The 18,290-nt window shown below is 61.9% G+C and carries 13 protein-coding genes, 1 tRNA gene and 1 pseudogene; all 15 read right to left on the reverse strand.

All coding sequences use genetic code 11. From position 1 onward, the window contains the following. Nucleotides 1-136 (reverse strand): GTP-binding protein (locus QZM15_RS33600; RefSeq protein WP_242460920.1); only part of this gene is annotated, 136 nt, incomplete at its 3' end. A gap of 42 nt (nucleotides 137-178) precedes the next feature. Continuing rightward, nucleotides 179-2,281: an elongation factor G gene (gene fusA, locus QZM15_RS33605; protein ID WP_059535572.1), complete on the reverse strand. Its 2,103-nt coding sequence runs from the start codon at nucleotides 2,279-2,281 to the stop codon at nucleotides 179-181. Nucleotides 2,282-2,404: 123 nt separating this feature from the next. Continuing rightward, a complete protein-coding gene (gene rpsG / locus QZM15_RS33610; protein WP_006477195.1) occupies nucleotides 2,405-2,875 on the reverse strand; it encodes a 30S ribosomal protein S7 in 471 nt (156 codons plus the stop codon). A 172-nt stretch (nucleotides 2,876-3,047) separates the two neighbouring features. Further along, on the reverse strand, nucleotides 3,048-3,428 hold the full coding sequence (gene rpsL / locus QZM15_RS33615; RefSeq protein ID WP_006400662.1) for a 30S ribosomal protein S12: 381 nt from the start codon (nucleotides 3,426-3,428) through the stop codon (nucleotides 3,048-3,050). Nucleotides 3,429-3,653: 225 nt separating this feature from the next. Then, nucleotides 3,654-5,501 (reverse strand): DNA helicase RecQ, encoded by a 1,848-nt coding sequence (recQ, locus tag QZM15_RS33620; RefSeq protein ID WP_302108014.1) that lies wholly within the window; start codon nucleotides 5,499-5,501, stop codon nucleotides 3,654-3,656. A gap of 278 nt (nucleotides 5,502-5,779) precedes the next feature. After that, nucleotides 5,780-10,021 carry a DNA-directed RNA polymerase subunit beta' gene (gene rpoC / locus QZM15_RS33625; protein ID WP_006482896.1) on the reverse strand — a complete coding sequence of 1,414 codons (4,242 nt, stop codon included), beginning with the start codon at nucleotides 10,019-10,021 and terminating at the stop codon, nucleotides 5,780-5,782. Between the two features lie 21 nt (nucleotides 10,022-10,042). Next, nucleotides 10,043-14,149 (reverse strand): DNA-directed RNA polymerase subunit beta, encoded by a 4,107-nt coding sequence (gene rpoB, locus QZM15_RS33630; protein WP_034209726.1) that lies wholly within the window; start codon nucleotides 14,147-14,149, stop codon nucleotides 10,043-10,045. Nucleotides 14,150-14,530: 381 nt separating this feature from the next. Continuing rightward, a complete protein-coding gene (gene rplL / locus QZM15_RS33635; RefSeq protein WP_006482911.1) occupies nucleotides 14,531-14,905 on the reverse strand; it encodes a 50S ribosomal protein L7/L12 in 375 nt (124 codons plus the stop codon). Nucleotides 14,906-14,968: 63 nt separating this feature from the next. Continuing rightward, nucleotides 14,969-15,466, reverse strand: coding sequence for a 50S ribosomal protein L10 (gene rplJ / locus QZM15_RS33640; protein WP_006482916.1), 498 nt, complete (start codon nucleotides 15,464-15,466; stop codon nucleotides 14,969-14,971). Between the two features lie 308 nt (nucleotides 15,467-15,774). Then, nucleotides 15,775-16,473 carry a 50S ribosomal protein L1 gene (gene rplA / locus QZM15_RS33645; RefSeq protein WP_006482906.1) on the reverse strand — a complete coding sequence of 233 codons (699 nt, stop codon included), beginning with the start codon at nucleotides 16,471-16,473 and terminating at the stop codon, nucleotides 15,775-15,777. Continuing rightward, on the reverse strand, nucleotides 16,474-16,905 hold the full coding sequence (gene rplK / locus QZM15_RS33650) for a 50S ribosomal protein L11 (RefSeq protein ID WP_006477201.1): 432 nt from the start codon (nucleotides 16,903-16,905) through the stop codon (nucleotides 16,474-16,476). Nucleotides 16,906-17,046: 141 nt separating this feature from the next. Continuing rightward, entirely contained in the window at nucleotides 17,047-17,604 is a 558-nt protein-coding gene (gene nusG / locus QZM15_RS33655) for a transcription termination/antitermination protein NusG (protein WP_006400672.1), read from the reverse strand. 1 nt (nucleotide 17,605) lies between these two features. Next, complete coding sequence (secE, locus tag QZM15_RS33660; RefSeq protein WP_006482892.1) at nucleotides 17,606-17,986, reverse strand: preprotein translocase subunit SecE; 381 nt, start codon at nucleotides 17,984-17,986, stop codon at nucleotides 17,606-17,608. Nucleotides 17,987-18,028: 42 nt separating this feature from the next. After that, a tRNA-Trp gene (locus tag QZM15_RS33665) sits at nucleotides 18,029-18,104 on the reverse strand. 59 nt (nucleotides 18,105-18,163) lie between these two features. Next, nucleotides 18,164-18,290, reverse strand: a pseudogene (locus QZM15_RS33670) (elongation factor Tu); the annotation flags it as partial.

Consider the following 18,290-nt stretch of genomic DNA (forward strand, 5'->3'; position numbering starts at 1 on the left):
CCTTCGCTTCGCCGCCGAACTTCTTCGTCAGAACCGTCGTGATCGCTGCCGTCAGCGTCGTCTTGCCGTGGTCAACGTGACCAATCGTACCAACGTTCACGTGCGGCTTGGTCCGCTCAAACTTTTCTTTTGCCATGATTCTCTTCTTTCAAAAAATAATCGATTGAGAGCTACAGATTTACTTCGACTTCGCGCTGATGATCGCTTCGGCAACGTTGCGCGGAGCTTCAGCGTAGTGCTTGAACTCCATCGTGTACGTTGCACGACCTTGCGTCAGCGAGCGCAGCGACGTCGAATAGCCGAACATTTCCGACAGCGGCACTTCGGCGCGCACGATCTTGCCGCCGCCAACCATGTCTTCCATGCCCTGGACGATACCGCGACGGCCCGACAGGTCGCCCATCACGTTGCCCATGTAGTCTTCCGGCGTCTCGACTTCGACAGCCATCATCGGCTCGAGGACGACCGGGTTCGCCTTGCGCATCGCTTCCTTGAACGCCATCGAACCGGCCATGCGGAACGCGTTTTCGTTCGAGTCGACGTCGTGGTACGAACCGAACGTCAGGTGAACCTTCACGTCGACGACCGGGAAGCCGGCCAGCACGCCCGACTTCAGCGTGTCCTGGATACCCTTGTCGACCGCCGGGATGTATTCACGCGGAATCACACCACCCTTGATCTCGTCGAAGAACTCGTAGCCCTTGCCTTGTTCGTTCGGCTCGAGCGTGATGACCGCGTGACCGTACTGGCCGCGACCACCCGACTGCTTGACGAACTTGCCGTCGACATCCTTCGCCGTCGAACGGATCGTTTCGCGGTACGCAACCTGCGGCTTGCCGACGGTCGCTTCCACGCCGAATTCACGCTTCATCCGGTCGACCAGAATTTCGAGGTGGAGCTCGCCCATGCCCGAAATGATGGTCTGGCCCGACTCTTCGTCGGTCTGCACGCGGAACGACGGGTCTTCCTGAGCCAGACGGTTCAGGGCGAGGCCCATCTTTTCCTGGTCGGCCTTGGTCTTCGGCTCGACCGCCTGCGAAATCACCGGCTCCGGGAACACCATGCGTTCGAGAACGATCGGGTTCGCCGGGTCGCACAGCGTGTCGCCCGTGGTGGCTTCCTTCAGGCCGACCGCTGCGGCGATGTCGCCTGCGCGGACTTCCTTGATTTCTTCACGCTGGTTCGCGTGCATCTGCAGAATACGGCCGAGGCGTTCCTTCTTGCCCTTGGTCGAGTTCAGCAGCGTGTCGCCCGAGTTGACGACGCCCGAGTACACACGGAAGAAGATCAGCTGGCCGACGAACGGGTCGGTCATGATCTTGAACGCGAGCGACGAGAACTTCTCGTCGTCCGACGCCTTGCGCTCTGCTTCTTCACCGTTCTCGAGTTCGCCCTTGACCGGCGGGATGTCGACCGGCGACGGCAGGAAGTCGATCACGGCGTCGAGCATACGCTGCACGCCCTTGTTCTTGAACGCGGTACCGCACAGCATCGGCTGGATTTCGCATGCGATCGTACGATCACGCAGCGCCTTGACGATGTCGGCTTCCGGCAGATCGCCTTCTTCCAGGTACTTGTTCATCAGGTCTTCGCTGGCTTCGGCAGCCACTTCGACCATCTTTTCGCGCCATTCCTTGCAGGTCTCGGCGAGTTCGGCCGGGATGTCGACGTAGTCGAACTTCGTGCCTTGCGACGCCTCGTCCCAAATGATCGCCTTCATCTTGATCAGGTCGACCACGCCCTTGAAGTTTTCTTCCGAGCCGATCGGCACCACGACCGGAACCGGGTTCGCCTTCAGGCGCAGACGGAGCTGGTCGTAGACCTTGAAGAAGTTCGCGCCGGTACGGTCCATCTTGTTGACGAACGCGAGACGCGGCACCTTGTACTTGTTCGCCTGACGCCACACCGTTTCCGACTGCGGCTGCACGCCGCCCACTGCGCAGTACACCATGCACGCGCCGTCGAGCACGCGCATCGAACGCTCCACTTCGATCGTGAAGTCGACGTGGCCCGGGGTGTCGATGATGTTGATGCGGTGTTCCGGATAGTTGCCGCCCATGCCCTTCCAGAAGGCCGTGGTAGCAGCGGACGTGATCGTGATGCCACGTTCCTGTTCCTGCTCCATCCAGTCCATCGTGGCTGCGCCGTCGTGGACTTCACCGATCTTGTGGTTCACACCGGTGTAAAACAGAATGCGCTCGGTCGTCGTCGTCTTGCCGGCGTCGATGTGAGCGCTAATACCGATATTGCGGTAGCGCTCGATAGGAGTCTTGCGAGCCACTTTGATCCTCTACTGGGATGACGTGATGCAGCCTTGCCGCATCACGCCTCAACACAAACGGGCGAGGCGCCTGAAAAGCGCACCCGCCCGGAATTTATTTCCGCAAACAGCCCAGCCAGGCGCTTAGAAACGGAAATGCGAGAACGCGCGGTTGGCTTCTGCCATGCGGTGAACTTCGTCGCGCTTCTTCATCGCGCCGCCACGGCCTTCGGCCGCTTCGGAGAGTTCACCTGCCAGGCGCAGGGCCATCGACTTCTCGCTGCGCTTCTTCGCAGCCTCACGCAGCCAGCGCATCGCCAATGCCATACGACGCGACGGGCGCACTTCGACCGGAACTTGATAGTTGGCACCACCAACGCGACGGCTCTTCACTTCGACCACCGGCTTCACGTTGTTGAGCGCAACCGTGAACACTTCCAGCGGGTCCTTGCCACCCTTGGTCTGGATTTGTTCGAATGCGCCATAAACGATGCGCTCTGCGACCGACTTCTTGCCGGACAGCATCAGCATGTTCATGAACTTGGCAACATCAACGTTGCCGAACTTCGGATCCGGCAACACTTCCCGCTTGGGGACTTCGCGACGACGCGGCATGATTCTTCCTTTACTTGTTCAGTTGGAGCTGGATTCAGCTCCGCGGCCACCAACAAACCCGATCACATCTTCACGACTAACCAGCTTGGCCGGGTGACCACTTACTCGACAGCACCGGCAATCCGGCACTCCCGCCTCGACCGCCCTGCGGCGATCCCTGATCAAAAACTGCTTACTTGGCAGCCTTTGCACGCTTCGCGCCGTACTTCGAGCGCGCTTGCTTACGGTCCTTGACGCCCTGGGTATCCAGCGAGCCGCGAACCATGTGGTAACGCACACCCGGCAAGTCCTTCACACGGCCGCCGCGGATCAGCACAACCGAGTGTTCCTGCAGGTTGTGGCCTTCACCGCCGATGTACGAAATCACTTCGAAGCCGTTCGTCAGACGAACCTTGGCGACCTTACGGAGTGCCGAGTTCGGCTTCTTCGGCGTCGTCGTGTACACACGGGTGCACACGCCGCGACGCTGGGGGCAGTCCTGCAGGGCCGGGCTCTTGCTCTTCGTCGTTTCCGACTGACGGCCTTTGCGAACCAGTTGGTTGATGGTTGGCATTGTTTATTCCTGAAATTGAACAAAATCTGCACATCGATTTCGGGCAAAGCGAGAATCGACGCACAGTTGACTTCCGAACCGGCGGATCGGGCGCGAACTTTCGAACGCGACGCGGCCTCCGAATACCGGAACCCAACATGATATTCCGGAAATACCAACGAAGTCAACGGCTTGCGTGATTTGCCGGCCGACCGCGCGGTCTATGGAAGGGGTCGGAACCCTGTGTCAAGCCGATTCGACGACGTCGATGATCTCGTCGCCGAAGCGCTCGAGCTTGCGCACGCCCATGCCGGGAATGTGACGCAGGTCGTCGATCGTCTCCGGCGCGTTGCGCGCGATTTCGGCGAGCGTCGCGTCGTGGAAGATCACGTAGGCCGGCACGCCGTCCGTCTTCGCGGTTTCCGCGCGCCACGCACGCAGCGCGTCCCAGCGTGCGCGCTCACGCGCGCCCATGCCGGCCGTCGGGTCGACCCGCGTGCCGCTGCGGCTCGACGACTGGCGCGTGCGCTGCGGCTTCACGTAGCGGCGCAGCGTGACCTTTTCCTCGTTCTTCAGCACCGGCTTCGCGGCCTCGGTGAGCACCAGCGCGCCGAAGCCGCCATGGTCGACCGCCAGGTAGCCGTACGCGACCAGTTGCCGGAAAATCGCGCGCCACTCGGGCTCGGACAGCGACGCGCCGATACCGAACGTGCTCAACTGGTCATGGCCGCGCTGCAGCACCTTCTCGGTGCGGCCGCCGCGCAGGATCTCGATCAGATGGCTCGCGCCGAAGTTGAAGCCGCTCGCGCGCTGCGCGCGGAACACGCACGACAGCGCCATCTGCGCCTCGCGCGTCGCGTCCCATGAATCGGGCGGCTCCTGGCACGTGTCGCAGTTGCCGCACGGCTGGCTCGCCTCGCCGAAGTAGTTCAGCAGCCGCACGCGGCGACACGAGATCGTCTCGCACAATCCGAGCAGCGCGTCGAGCTTCGACGTCTGCACGCGCTTGTGCGCGTCGTCCGCATCCGACTCGTCGATCATCTTGCGCTGCTGGACGACGTCGCCGAGGCCATACGCCATCCACGCGTTCGCGGGCATCCCGTCGCGGCCCGCGCGGCCGGTCTCCTGATAGTAGCCTTCGACGCTCTTCGGCAAATCGAGGTGGGCAACGAAGCGCACGTCGGGCTTGTCGATACCCATGCCGAACGCGATCGTCGCGCACATCACGATGCCCTCCTCGCGCTGGAACATTTCCTGGTGCTTCTGCCGCACCTCGAACTCCATCCCCGCGTGATACGGCAGCGCGCGCACGCCCTGCGCCTTCAGCCATTCGGCCGTTTCCTCGACCTTGCGGCGCGACAGGCAGTAGACGACGCCCGCATCCGTCGTGCCGTCGGCATTCGTGTGTTCGGCGCGGATGAAGTCGAGCAGTTGCGAGCGCGCGTTGTCCTTTTCGACGATCCGGTAGCGGATGTTCGGGCGGTCGAAGCTCGACACGAACACGCGTGCGTCGTCGAGCGCGAGCCGATGGATGATCTCGTCGCGCGTGATCGCGTCGGCCGTGGCGGTCAGCGCGATGCGCGGCACCGACGGGAAGCGCTCGTGCAGCACCGACAGCTGGATGTATTCCGGACGGAAATCGTGCCCCCATTGCGACACGCAGTGCGCTTCGTCGATCGCGAACAGCCCGATCTTCGCGCGCTCGAGCAGGTCGAGGAAGCGCCCCGTCATCAACCGCTCCGGCGCGACGTACAGCAGGTCGATTTCACCTTCGCGCAGCGCGCGCTCGGTGGCTGCCGCCTCGGCGCCCGACAGTGTCGAATTCAGGTAAGCCGCGCGCACACCGACTTCGCTCAACGCGGCGACCTGGTCCTGCATCAGCGCGATCAGCGGCGACACGACGATGCCGGCGCCCTGCCCGGCCTCGCGGCGCAGCAGCGCGGGGATCTGGTAGCACAGCGACTTGCCGCCGCCCGTGGGCATCAGCACGAGGCAATCGCCGCCGCCGGCGACGTGCTCGACGATCTCGCCCTGCTGGCCGCGAAAGGCGGAATAACCAAAGACTTCGTCGAGTATTTCGAGGGCGCGGGACATGAATGAGACCAGGGACGGCTGAGCGATGACCGCAATTTTAACAACCCGCTCGCGCGACGCGTGGCGAATCGCAGGATGTTGGCCATTCGGTCAGGGTTCTTTCGCGTGCATCACGATGCCTGTCGCCGCCATGCCGAAGGCGATCGCGGAGCATGCGCCGGCGCGGCACAGGCACGTCATGCGCGTGAACGAAGGACGAAAAAAAACCGCCCGGCAGAACCGGGCGGTTTCGGTGACAGCGATGATAGCAAGGCAACGCGGCTTGCGCCGCCCCGCGCTTACTCGGCTGCCGGGTGTTGCGGCTCTTCCGCCGGCGCGCTCGGCGTGCCGAAGTCGAATGCCTCTTCCGCTGCGATCTGGTCGAAACGCTCGCGATCCGACGATTCCTTCGCCTTGCGTGCCTTGTGGAACGCGAGACCCGTACCGGCCGGAATCAGACGGCCGACGATCACGTTTTCCTTCAGGCCGCGCAGATCGTCGCGCTTGCCCATGATCGCCGCTTCGGTCAGCACGCGGGTCGTTTCCTGGAACGATGCCGCGGAGATGAACGAGTCGGTCGACAGCGAAGCCTTCGTGATACCGAGCAGCACGTTGTCGTACGAAGCCGGACGCTTGCCCTCGGCGATCATGCGGTCGTTCTCGTCCAGCATGTCGGAACGCTCGACCTGTTCGCCCGGGATGAAGCGCGTATCGCCGTTGTCGGTGATCTGCACACGACGCAGCATCTGGCGAACGATCACCTCGATGTGCTTGTCGTTGATCTTCACGCCCTGCAGACGGTACACGTCCTGCACTTCGTCGACGATGTAGCGCGACAGCGCCTCGATACCCTGCAGACGCAGGATGTCGTGCGGATCGGCCGGACCGTCCACGATCATTTCGCCCTTGTTGACGACCTGGGCGTCGTGAACCAGAACCTGCTTTTCCTTCGCGATCAGGAACTCGTGCTGGTTGCCCTCGAGGTCCGTGATGACGAGACGCTGCTTGCCCTTCGTGTCCTTGCCGAACGACGTCGTACCGGTGACTTCCGCGAGAATGCCGGCATCCTTCGGCGAACGCGCTTCGAACAGTTCCGCCACCCGCGGCAGACCGCCGGTAATGTCACGCGTCTTCTGCGCTTCCGTCGGGATACGTGCGAGCACTTCACCGACCTGCACCTGCTGGCCATCCTTCACGGTGATCAGTGCGCCGACCTGGAAGCCGATCTGCACTGCGTGCTCCGTGCCCGGAATCTTCACTTCCTCGCCGTTCGCGTCGAGCAGCTTCACCTGCGGACGCACGCTCTTCGACGCCTGCGAACCGCGGCGCTTCACGTCGATCACGACCAGCGTCGACAGGCCCGTCACGTCGTCGATCTGCTTCGCGACGGTCACGCCTTCCTCGACGTTCTCGAACTTCACCGTACCACCGTACTCGGTGATGATCGGGCGCGTCAGCGGATCCCACGTGGCGAGCTGCGTGCCGGCCTTGATGGTCGCGCCGTCGAGCTGCAGCAGCGTCGCGCCGTACGGCACTTTGTGACGCTCGCGCTCGCGACCGAAGTCGTCGGTGATCATCGCCTCGCCCGAACGGGAAATGACGATCTGCTCGCCCTTCGCGTTCGTGACGTAGCGCATCGTCGCCGTGAAGCGGACGATACCGTTGCTCTTCGCTTCGACCGACGAGGCCACTGCCGCACGCGACGCCGCGCCACCGATGTGGAACGTACGCATCGTCAGCTGCGTGCCCGGCTCGCCGATCGACTGCGCGGCGATCACGCCGACCGCTTCGCCGACGTTCACGAGCGAGCCGCGGCCAAGGTCGCGGCCGTAGCAGGCTGCGCACAGGCCGTAACGCGTTTCGCAGGTCAGCGGCGTGCGCACGCGCACTTCGTCGATGCCGAGGCGTTCGATTTCCTCGACCGCCGTTTCGTCGAGCAGCGTGCCCGATTCGTACAGCGTTTCCTGCGTTTCCGGGTTCACGACGTCCGCGACCGCGACGCGGCCGAGGATACGGTCGCGCAGCGCTTCGACGACTTCACCGCCTTCGACGAGCGCCTTCATCGCCACGCCGTTCGACGTGCCGCAATCGTCTTCCACCACGACCAGATCCTGCGTGACGTCGACGAGACGACGCGTCAGGTAACCCGAGTTCGCGGTCTTCAGTGCCGTATCAGCCAGACCCTTACGTGCACCGTGGGTCGAGATGAAGTACTGCAACACGTTCAGACCTTCGCGGAAGTTCGCGGTAATCGGCGTCTCGATAATCGAGCCGTCCGGCTTCGCCATCAGGCCACGCATACCGGCCAGCTGACGAATCTGAACCGCCGAACCCCGGGCGCCCGAGTCGGCCATCATGTAGATCGAGTTGAACGACTCCTGGCGCGTCTCGTTGCCGTCGCGATCGATCACCGGCTCCGTCGACAGCTGCTCCATCATCGCCTTGCCGACCGCTTCCGACGTTGCCGACCAGATGTCGACCACGTTGTTGTAGCGTTCCTGCGCGGTGACGAGACCCGACATGTACTGGCGGTCGTACTCCTTCACCTTCTTCGCGGCGTCGCCGACGATCGTTTCCTTCTGCGGCGGCACGAGCATGTCGTCCACGCAGATCGAGATGCCGGCACGCGTCGCGAGACGGAAACCCGACTGCATCAGCTGGTCGGCGAACACGACCGTCGCACGCAGACCGCACTTGCGGAACGCCGTGTTGATCAGGCGCGAGATTTCCTTCTTCTTCAGCGGCTTGTTCAGCACCGAGAACGGCAGGCCGTGCGGCAGGATCTCCGACAGGATCGCGCGACCGACGGTCGTCGCGTACAGCGTGATCTTCGGCACGAATTCCGGCGCGCCTTCCGACGTGTCCTCGTTGCGGACCATTTCGGTGATCCGGACGTTGACGCGCGAGGCCAGCTCGACTTCCTTGTTCTCGTACGCGCGGATCACTTCCGACACGCCGGTAAACGACAGGCCTTCGCCCTTGCCGTTGATCGCTTCGCGGGTCGCGTAGTACAGACCCAGCACGATGTCCTGCGACGGCACGATCGACGGATCGCCGTTGGCCGGGAACAGCACGTTGTTCGACGCGAGCATCAGCGTGCGCGCTTCCATCTGCGCTTCGAGCGACAGCGGCACGTGAACGGCCATCTGGTCACCGTCGAAGTCGGCGTTGAACGCCGCGCAGACGAGCGGGTGCAGCTGGATCGCCTTGCCTTCGATCAGCACCGGCTCGAACGCCTGGATACCGAGACGGTGCAGCGTCGGCGCACGGTTCAGCATCACCGGGTGCTCGCGGATCACCTCTTCGAGGATGTCCCACACCACCGGCGTCTGATTCTCGACTTCCTTCTTCGCCGCCTTGATGGTCGTGGCGACGCCCATCACTTCCAGCTTGTTGAAGATGAACGGCTTGAACAGCTCGAGCGCCATCAGCTTCGGCAGACCGCACTGGTGCAGCTTCAGCGTCGGGCCGACCACGATGACCGAACGGCCCGAGTAGTCGACGCGCTTGCCCAGCAGGTTCTGACGGAAACGACCGCCCTTGCCCTTGATCATGTCGGCGAGCGACTTCAGCGGACGCTTGTTCGCGCCCGTCATCGCCTTGCCGCGACGACCGTTGTCGAGCAGCGAGTCGACGGCTTCCTGCAGCATCCGCTTTTCGTTGCGGACGATGATTTCAGGCGCCTTCAGCTCGAGCAGACGCTTCAACCGGTTGTTCCGGTTGATCACGCGGCGATACAGGTCGTTCAGGTCCGACGTTGCGAAACGGCCGCCGTCCAGCGGCACGAGCGGACGCAGTTCCGGCGGCAGCACCGGCAGCACTTCGAGGATCATCCACTCGGGCTTGATGCCCGAGCGCTGGAATGCCTCGAGGACCTTCAGGCGCTTCGCGTACTTCTTGATCTTCGCTTCCGAGCCGGTGTTCTTCAGCTCGGTGCGCAGCGTCTCGACCTGCTCGTCGATGTTGATCGCGCGCAGCAGTTCACGCACGCCTTCCGCGCCCATTTCGGCACGGAATTCGTCGCCGTATTCCTCGACCTTGTTGTAGTAATCCTCTTCGGTCATGATCTGCCGCGCCTTCAGCGGCGTCATGCCCGGTTCGATGACCACATAGGCTTCGAAGTACAGCACGCGTTCGATGTCGCGCAGCGTCATGTCGAGCACCATGCCCAGACGCGACGGCAGCGACTTCAGGAACCAGATGTGCGCGACCGGCGAGGCCAGCTCGATGTGGCCCATCCGTTCGCGACGCACCTTCGCCAGCGTCACTTCGACGCCGCACTTCTCGCAGATCACGCCGCGGTGCTTCAGACGCTTGTACTTGCCGCACAGGCACTCGTAGTCCTTGATCGGCCCGAAGATCTTCGCGCAGAACAGACCATCGCGTTCCGGCTTGAACGTACGGTAGTTGATGGTCTCCGGCTTCTTCACTTCGCCGAACGACCACGAACGGATCTTGTCGGGCGAGGCCAGACCGATCTTGATCGCGTCGAAAACTTCTTCCTGTTGGACTTGCTTGAATAGATCGAGCAGAGCTTTCATTGCTTTCTCTCCGTAGTCCGATTAATTGCGGTCGAGATCGATATCGATACCGAGCGAGCGGATTTCCTTCACGAGCACGTTGAAGGATTCCGGCATGCCTGCATCGATCACGTGATCGCCCTTGACGAGGTTTTCGTACACCTTCGTCCGGCCGGTCACGTCGTCCGACTTCACCGTCAGCATTTCCTGCAGCACGTAGGACGCGCCGTACGCTTCGAGTGCCCACACTTCCATTTCACCGAAACGCTGGCCACCGAACTGCGCCTTACCACCCAGCGGCTGCTGCGTGACGAGCGAGTACGGGCCGGTCGAACGCGCGTGCATCTTGTCGTCGACCAGGTGGTGCAGCTTCAGGTAGTGCATGTAGCCGAGCGTCACGCGACGTTCGAACATTTCACCCGTGCGGCCGTCGTACAGGCGGACCTGGTTCTTCGACGGGTTCATGCCGAGCTGTTCGGCGATGTCGTCCGGGAACGCGAGGTCGAGCATCTTGCCCATTTCTTCCTCGGTTGCACCGTCGAACACCGGCGTCGCAAACGGCACGCCTTCGCGCAGGTTCTTCGCGAGTTCGAGGATCTCGTCGTCGGTGAAGCTTTCCAGATCTTCCTGGCGACCCGACTCGTTGTAGATCTTCGTCAGGAACGCGCGCAGTTCCTCGATCTTCGCCTGACGCTGCAGCATTTCGCCGATACGCCAGCCGAGGCCCTTCGCGGCCCAGCCGAGGTGCACTTCCAGAACCTGACCCACGTTCATCCGCGACGGCACGCCGAGCGGGTTCAGCACGACGTCTGCCGGACGGCCGTCGGCCATGTACGGCATGTCTTCGATCGGAACGATCTTCGACACGACACCCTTGTTACCGTGACGGCCCGCCATCTTGTCGCCAGGCTGCAGACGGCGCTTCACCGCGAGGTACACCTTGACCATCTTCAGCACGCCCGGCGGCAGTTCGTCGCCTTGCGTGAGCTTCTTGCGCTTCTCTTCGAACGCGAGGTCGAACTGGTGACGCTTCTCTTCGATCGAGTTCTTGATCGCTTCGAGCTGCGCCGCCGCTTCGTCGTCCGCGAGGCGGATGTCGAACCAGTGGTAATGGTCGAGGTCTTCCAGGTAAGCCTGGTCGATCTTCGTGCCCTTCGCGAGCTTCTTCGGACCGCCGTTCGCGACCTTGCCCACGAGCATGCGCGCGAGACGCTGGAACGCGTCGCCTTCCACGATGCGCAGCTGGTCGTTCAGGTCGAGACGGTAGCGCTTCAGTTCGTCGTCGATGATCTGTTGCGCACGCTTGTCGCGCTGGATGCCTTCACGCGTGAACACCTGGACGTCGATCACCGTACCGCTCATGCCCGACGGCACGCGCAGCGACGTGTCCTTCACGTCCGAAGCCTTCTCGCCGAAGATCGCGCGCAGCAGCTTCTCTTCCGGCGTCAGCTGGGTCTCGCCCTTCGGCGTGACCTTGCCGACCAGCACGTCGCCTGCTTCGACTTCCGCACCGATGTACACGATGCCCGATTCGTCGAGACGGCCGAGCTGGACTTCCGCCAGGTTCGAGATGTCGCGCGTGATTTCTTCCGGCCCGAGCTTCGTGTCGCGTGCAACGACGTTCAGCTCTTCGATGTGGATCGACGTGTAGCGATCGTCCGCGACCACCTTCTCCGAGATCAGGATCGAATCCTCGAAGTTGTAGCCGTTCCACGGCATGAACGCGATCAGCATGTTCTGGCCGAGCGCGAGCTCGCCCAGGTCCGTCGAGGCGCCGTCGGCCAGCACGTCGCCGCGCGAGACCTTGTCGCCCATCTTCACGATCGGACGCTGGTTGATGTTCGTGTTCTGGTTCGAACGCGTGTACTTGATCAGGTTGTAGATGTCGACACCGACTTCACCCGCGACCGCTTCGTCGTCGTTCACGCGAATCACGATACGGCCTGCGTCGACGTAGTCGACCACACCGCCGCGGAACGCCTGAACCGTCGTACCCGAGTCGACCGCGCAGGTGCGCTCGATGCCGGTACCGACGACCGGCTTTTCCGGACGCAGACACGGCACGGCCTGACGCTGCATGTTCGAACCCATCAGTGCGCGGTTCGCGTCATCGTGCTCGAGGAACGGGATCAGCGACGCTGCCACCGACACGATCTGCGACGGCGCGACGTCCATGTACTGGATCCGGTCCGGCGTGACCATCATCGTTTCGCCGGCTTCGCGCGACGACACGAGTTCGTCGATCAGTCGGCCGTCTTCGTCGATCGCGGCGTTCGCCTGGGCGATCATGTAGCGACCTTCCTCGATCGCCGACAGGTAGTCGATCTGATCGGTCACCTTGCCGTCCACGACCTTGCGGTACGGCGTCTCGAGGAAGCCGTACTCGTTCAGGTGCGCGTACAGTGCGAGCGAGTTGATCAGGCCGATGTTCGGACCTTCCGGCGTCTCGATCGGGCACACGCGGCCGTAGTGGGTCGGGTGCACGTCGCGGACTTCGAAGCCTGCGCGCTCGCGCGTCAGACCGCCCGGGCCCAGTGCGGAAACACGGCGCTTGTGCGTGATTTCCGACAGCGGGTTGGTCTGGTCCATGAACTGCGACAGCTGCGACGAACCGAAGAACTCGCGGATCGCCGACGAAATCGGCTTCGAGTTGATCAGGTCGTGCGGCATCAGGTTTTCGCTTTCGGCCTGGCCGAGGCGTTCCTTGACCGCGCGCTCGACACGCACGAGACCGGCGCGGAACTGGTTTTCCGCCAGTTCGCCGACGCAACGCACGCGACGGTTGCCGAGGTGGTCGATGTCGTCCACTTCGCCCTTGCCGTTACGCAGCTCGACGAGGATCTTGATCGTCGCGAGGATGTCGTCGTCCTGCAGCGTCATCGGGCCGACGATCTCGTCGCGGCCCACGCGGCGGTTGAACTTCATGCGGCCGACCTTCGACAGGTCGTACGCTTCTTCGCTGTAGAACAGACGGTTGAACAGCGCCTCGACCGCTTCTTCGGTCGGCGGCTCGCCCGGACGCATCATGCGGTAGATCGCGATGCGCGCGGCCGTCTTGTCGGTCGTTTCGTCGACACGCAGCGTCGACGAGATGTACGGACCCTGGTCCAGATCGTTCGTGTAGAGCGTCTGGATGTCCTTGATGCCCGCTTCGCGCAGCTTCTCGAGCACGCTTTCCGTGACTTCGTCGTTCGCGCTCGCGATCACTTCGCCGGTGTCGCCGTCGACGACGTTCTTCGCCAGCACGCGGCCGAGCAGATAGTCTTCCGGCACCGAGATGAACTTGGTCTTCGCGGCTTCGAGGTCGCGAATGTGCTTCGCGTTGATCCGCTTGTCCTTCTGGACGATGACCTTGCCGTCGCGATCCGTGATGTCGAAGCGCGCGACTTCGCCACGCAGGCGCTCGGGCACGAACTCGAGTTGCGCGCCTTCGTCCATCAGCGTGAAGTTGTCGAACACGAAGAAGTTCGCGAGGATCTGTTCCGGCGTCAGGCCGATGGCCTTCAGCAGGATCGTGACCGGCATCTTGCGGCGACGGTCGACGCGGAAGTACAGGATGTCCTTCGGATCGAATTCGAAGTCGAGCCACGAGCCGCGGTACGGAATGATCCGTGCCGAGAACAGCAGCTTGCCCGAGCTGTGCGTCTTGCCCTTGTCGTGTTCGAAGAACACGCCCGGCGAACGATGCAGCTGCGAGACGATGACACGCTCGGTGCCGTTGATGACGAACGAGCCCGTCGGCGTCATGAGCGGAATTTCGCCCATGTACACTTCCTGCTCCTTCACTTCCTTGACGACCGGCTTGTTCGGCGATTCCTTGTCGAGGATGACGAGGCGGACCTTCGCGCGCAGCGCGGAGCAGTACGTCAGGCCGCGCTGCTGGCATTCCTTGATGTTGAATGCCGGCGACGACAGCGCATAGCTCACGAACTCGAGGCGCGCGAAACCGTTGTGCGAAACAATGGGAAATACCGACGTGAACGCGGCCTGCAAACCCTCGGGCTTACGTTGCGTCGCGGGCACATCGGCTTGCAGAAACGTGCTGAATGATTCAAGCTGAGTAGCCAGCAAGAACGGAACTTGGTGAACGATGGGGCGCTTCGCGAAACTCTTGCGAATGCGCTTCTTCTCGGTGAAGGAATATTGCATACGATCTCCGAATCACGGCGGGTGCTATCGAGGCGGAATACCTGGACGTTTCAAACCCGAGTGTTCACCGACTGAGACCCGATGGCCGTTCGACGGCTTGAACGAGCCGAGAAGCTTGGTGGTTGGCCGCTACCAACCGCTGGCTGACGGCAGCGGATGCCTGTGTTGCCCGCTACCCGACCAAACTTGCCTTCTGCAGTCGCTTCAGAAGACAAAGAGAACCGCCAATCGTGAGTGATGCATCACAACGATCAGGCGGTTTTCTTTGGCTTCTGGGGCCGATTATTCGGGCTCCCGAATGAGTGCCAGAATAACGTCCCCACAAAGCACAAAAAGGCCGGCGGTGAAAATACCGCCAGCCTTCGCACAGCGCGCCGAAACTTACTTGACTTCGACCTTCGCGCCAGCTTCTTCCAGCTTCTTCTTGGCTTCTTCAGCAGCAGCCTTGTCGACGCCTTCCTTGATGGGCTTCGGTGCACCGTCAACCAGGTCCTTCGCTTCCTTCAGGCCCAGGCCCGTCAGTTCGCGAACGGCCTTGATGACCGAAACCTTGTTGGCGCCGGCTTCAGCCAGGACGACCGTGAATTCGGTCTTCTCTTCTGCAGCAGCAGCAGCGCCGCCGCCTGCCGGGCCAGCGACTGCCACTGCAGCTGCCGACACGCCAAACTTCTCTTCGAATGCCTTGACCAGTTCGTTCAGTTCCAGAACGGTCATCCCTTCGACTGCTGCCAGGATGTCTTCTTTTGCGATTGCCATTTGAAATACTCCTAAATTGAATTCGGATACAGCCAGCGATCAATGACGCTGATGCACGTTCGCTTACGCAGCTTCCGCTTGCTTCTTCTCGGCCAGCGCGGCCAGAGCACGCGCGAAGCCCGAAACAGGCGCTTGCATAACGAACAGCAGCTTCGAGAGCAGTTCTTCGCGACTCGGGATGCTTGCCAGCGCTTGCACGCCAGCCTTGTCCATCACCTTGCCATCGAACGAACCAGCCTTGATGACCAACTTGTCATTGCTCTTGCTGAAGTCGTTGACGACCTTAGCAGCGGCAATTGCATCTTCCGAGATGCCGTAGATCAGCGGACCAGTCATCTGCTCTGCCAGCGGAGCAAACGGCGTACCTTCGACAGCGCGACGCGCCAGCGTGTTCTTCAACACGCGCAGGTAAACCTTTTGCTCACGCGCTTGCGCGCGCAGCTTGGTCAGATCGCCAACCGCAATTCCACGATACTCAGCCAGCACAACGGTCTGGGCCTTCGCGACTTGCGCGGAAACCTCAGCGACGACGGCTTGCTTGTCTTCTCTATTAAGCGGCACGGTTAGCCTCCAGAAACGATACGTTCGGCCTTGCCGGTATGGCGAAACCTCACGTACCTCGTTCAACAACGGCGTCCGACCTCGTTAGGAGTATTTCCACCTCATGCCGCGAATCGCTTCGCGGCCTGCGGCTTCACCACTGCAAAACTTTTTCGGGTTCGCCATCTGCGTTGGCTTGAATTAAGGGGATCACCTGACTGCTGCGCCCCACCAACGGTCTTTGATAACCGGTTGCCCGCCCTGCTGCACGAACAACCGCCCAAAGCCCATGTGGATCGCTTCGCGAGCGAAGCGGCCCGAATACTTGCTTACTGTGCTGCCAGCGTAGCCTGGTCGACGCGCACGCCGACGCCCATCGTGCTCGACAGTGCGATCTTGCGCAGGTACACGCCCTTGCTCGTTGCCGGCTTTGCCTTCTGCAGCGCTTCGATCAGCGCCGACAGGTTCGAACGCAGCGCGGTCGGCTCGAACGATGCACGGCCGATGGTCGCATGGATGATACCGGCCTTGTCGACACGGAATTGCACCTGACCAGCCTTCGCGTTCTTGACGGCGGTTGCGACGTCCGGCGTGACCGTACCGACCTTCGGGTTCGGCATCAGGCCGCGCGGGCCGAGGATCTGGCCGAGCGTACCGACGATACGCATCGTGTCCGGCGAAGCGATCACGATGTCGAAGTCCATCTGGCCAGCCTTGATCTGCTCGGCCAGGTCTTCCATACCGACGATTTCCGCGCCAGCTGCACGAGCTTGCTCGGCCTTTTCGCCTTGCGCGAACACGGCAACGCGAACCGACTTGCCCGTACCTGCCGGGAGAACGACCGAACCACGAACGACCTGGTCCGACTTCTTCGCATCGATGCCGAGCTGGACTGCGACGTCGATCGACTCGTCGAACTTCGCGCTCGCGCATTCCTTCACGAGGCTCAGTGCGTCTTCGATCGCGTACAGCTTCTGACGGTCGACCTTGGCGGCAAATGCCTGACGGCGCTTGGAGATCTTAGCCATTTACACGCCCTCCACAGTGATACCCATCGAGCGTGCGCTACCAGCGATGGTGCGAACGGCTGCGTCCAGATCAGCTGCCGTAAGGTCCGGCATCTTGGTCTTCGCGATTTCTTCGGCTTGAGCGCGCGTGATCGAACCGACCTTGTCGGTGTGCGGCTTGCTCGAGCCCTTGTCCACCTTCGCCGCCTTCTTGATCAGGACGGTCGCCGGCGGCGTCTTCATCACGAACGTGAAGCTCTTGTCAGCGAATGCCGTGATGACCACCGGCACCGGCAGACCCGGCTCCATGCCTTGAGTCTGCGCGTTGAACGCCTTGCAGAACTCCATGATGTTCAGGCCGCGCTGGCCCAGTGCCGGACCAACCGGCGGCGACGGGTTGGCTTTACCTGCAGGGATCTGCAGCTTGATAAAGCCGATAATCTTCTTTGCCATTTGAAACCTCATTGGAACGCCGGAGAAGGCGTTCGGTGAGTGATAACGCGCTTTCGCCGCTGGCTACTGACGCTCCTCAACGGCCATGACGCGGGCCGTAAGCGCGAAGGTGGGCAGCCGAGGCTGCCCACCGAATCGGGATCAAACTTTTTCGACCTGACCGAACTCGAGTTCGACGGGGGTCGAGCGGCCAAAGATGGTGACCGACACACGCACGCGCGATTTCTCGTAGTTGACTTCTTCGACGGTGCCGTTGAAGTCCGTGAACGGGCCTTCCTTGACACGCACCATCTCGCCGACTTCGAACAGGGTCTTCGGGCGCGGCTTTTCGACGCCTTCCTGCATCTGCGACATGATCTTCTCGACTTCCTTCGGGGAAATCGGGGTCGGGCGGTTACGCGCACCGCCGACGAAACCAGTGACCTTCGCGGTGTTCTTCACGAGGTGCCACGTTTCGTCCGTCATTTCCATTTCCACCAGCACGTAGCCAGGGAAGAAACGACGTTCGGTCACAGCCTTGTGGCCGCCTTTGACTTCGACCACTTCTTCGGTCGGAACCAGGATCTGACCGAATTTGTCCTGCATGCCAGCACGTTCGATGCGCTCTTGAAGCGCGCGTTGCACGCTCTTCTCCATACCGGAGTAGGCGTGCACGACGTACCAACGCTTTCCGCTCGGGGATGCCGGAGTATCGCTCATATCATTTCCAACCCAGAATCGCCGAGAAAATCACCCATTCGATCGATTTGTCGCTCAACCAGAGGAAAATCGCCATCACGAGCACGAAACCGAACACGACGAGTGTGGTTTGCGTTGCTTCCTTGCGGGTGGGCCATACGACCTTCCGGACTTCCTTGTACGAATCCTTGGCAAACGCGATGAGGCTCTTGCCAGGGGCGGACATCAGCCCGACGGCCACGCCGGCGATGATACCTACCGCCAACGCGGCACCGCGGACATACCACTGCTGATTGGCCAGCCAGAAGAAGCCCACGAATCCGGCCAACACCAGCAATACGCCCAGGGCCAGCATCAGCTTATCGCCGGAGGTATTTACAGTTTCGACGGATGGATTCGCCATAACACCTTAAAACAAATGCCACGTGGGACACGTGGCGATTTTTGGCAGGGGCAGAGGGAATCGAACCCCCAACCTTCGGTTTTGGAGACCGACGCTCTGCCAGTTGAGCTATACCCCTAAACCATGTTGGGGCCGGCTGCTGCCAGCCCCAAAACTGTCGATCAACGAATAACTGGCTTACTCGATGATCTTGGCGACGACGCCGGCGCCGACGGTACGGCCGCCTTCGCGGATCGCGAAGCGCAGACCTTCTTCCATCGCGATCGGAGCGATCAGCTTCACCGTGATCGACACGTTGTCGCCC

It is taken from the genome of Burkholderia sp. AU44665 (assembly GCF_030504405.1).
In the GTDB taxonomy this organism is placed as follows: Bacteria; Pseudomonadota; Gammaproteobacteria; order Burkholderiales; family Burkholderiaceae; genus Burkholderia; species Burkholderia semiarida.

Excerpts from the sequence above, each read along its gene's own strand:
- recQ (WP_302108014.1), bottom strand. The coding sequence starts at position 5,501 with ATGTCCCGCGCCCTCGAAATACTCGACGAAGTCTTTGGTTATTCCGCC.
- rpoC (WP_006482896.1), bottom strand. The coding sequence starts at position 10,021 with ATGAAAGCTCTGCTCGATCTATTCAAGCAAGTCCAACAGGAAGAAGTT.
- rplL (WP_006482911.1), bottom strand. The coding sequence starts at position 14,905 with ATGGCAATCGCAAAAGAAGACATCCTGGCAGCAGTCGAAGGGATGACC.
- rpoB (WP_034209726.1), bottom strand. The coding sequence starts at position 14,149 with ATGCAATATTCCTTCACCGAGAAGAAGCGCATTCGCAAGAGTTTCGCG.
- nusG (WP_006400672.1), bottom strand. The coding sequence starts at position 17,604 with ATGAGCGATACTCCGGCATCCCCGAGCGGAAAGCGTTGGTACGTCGTG.
- rpsG (WP_006477195.1), bottom strand. The coding sequence starts at position 2,875 with ATGCCGCGTCGTCGCGAAGTCCCCAAGCGGGAAGTGTTGCCGGATCCG.
- rplA (WP_006482906.1), bottom strand. The coding sequence starts at position 16,473 with ATGGCTAAGATCTCCAAGCGCCGTCAGGCATTTGCCGCCAAGGTCGAC.
- rplK (WP_006477201.1), bottom strand. The coding sequence starts at position 16,905 with ATGGCAAAGAAGATTATCGGCTTTATCAAGCTGCAGATCCCTGCAGGT.
- rpsL (WP_006400662.1), bottom strand. The coding sequence starts at position 3,428 with ATGCCAACCATCAACCAACTGGTTCGCAAAGGCCGTCAGTCGGAAACG.
- secE (WP_006482892.1), bottom strand. The coding sequence starts at position 17,986 with ATGGCGAATCCATCCGTCGAAACTGTAAATACCTCCGGCGATAAGCTG.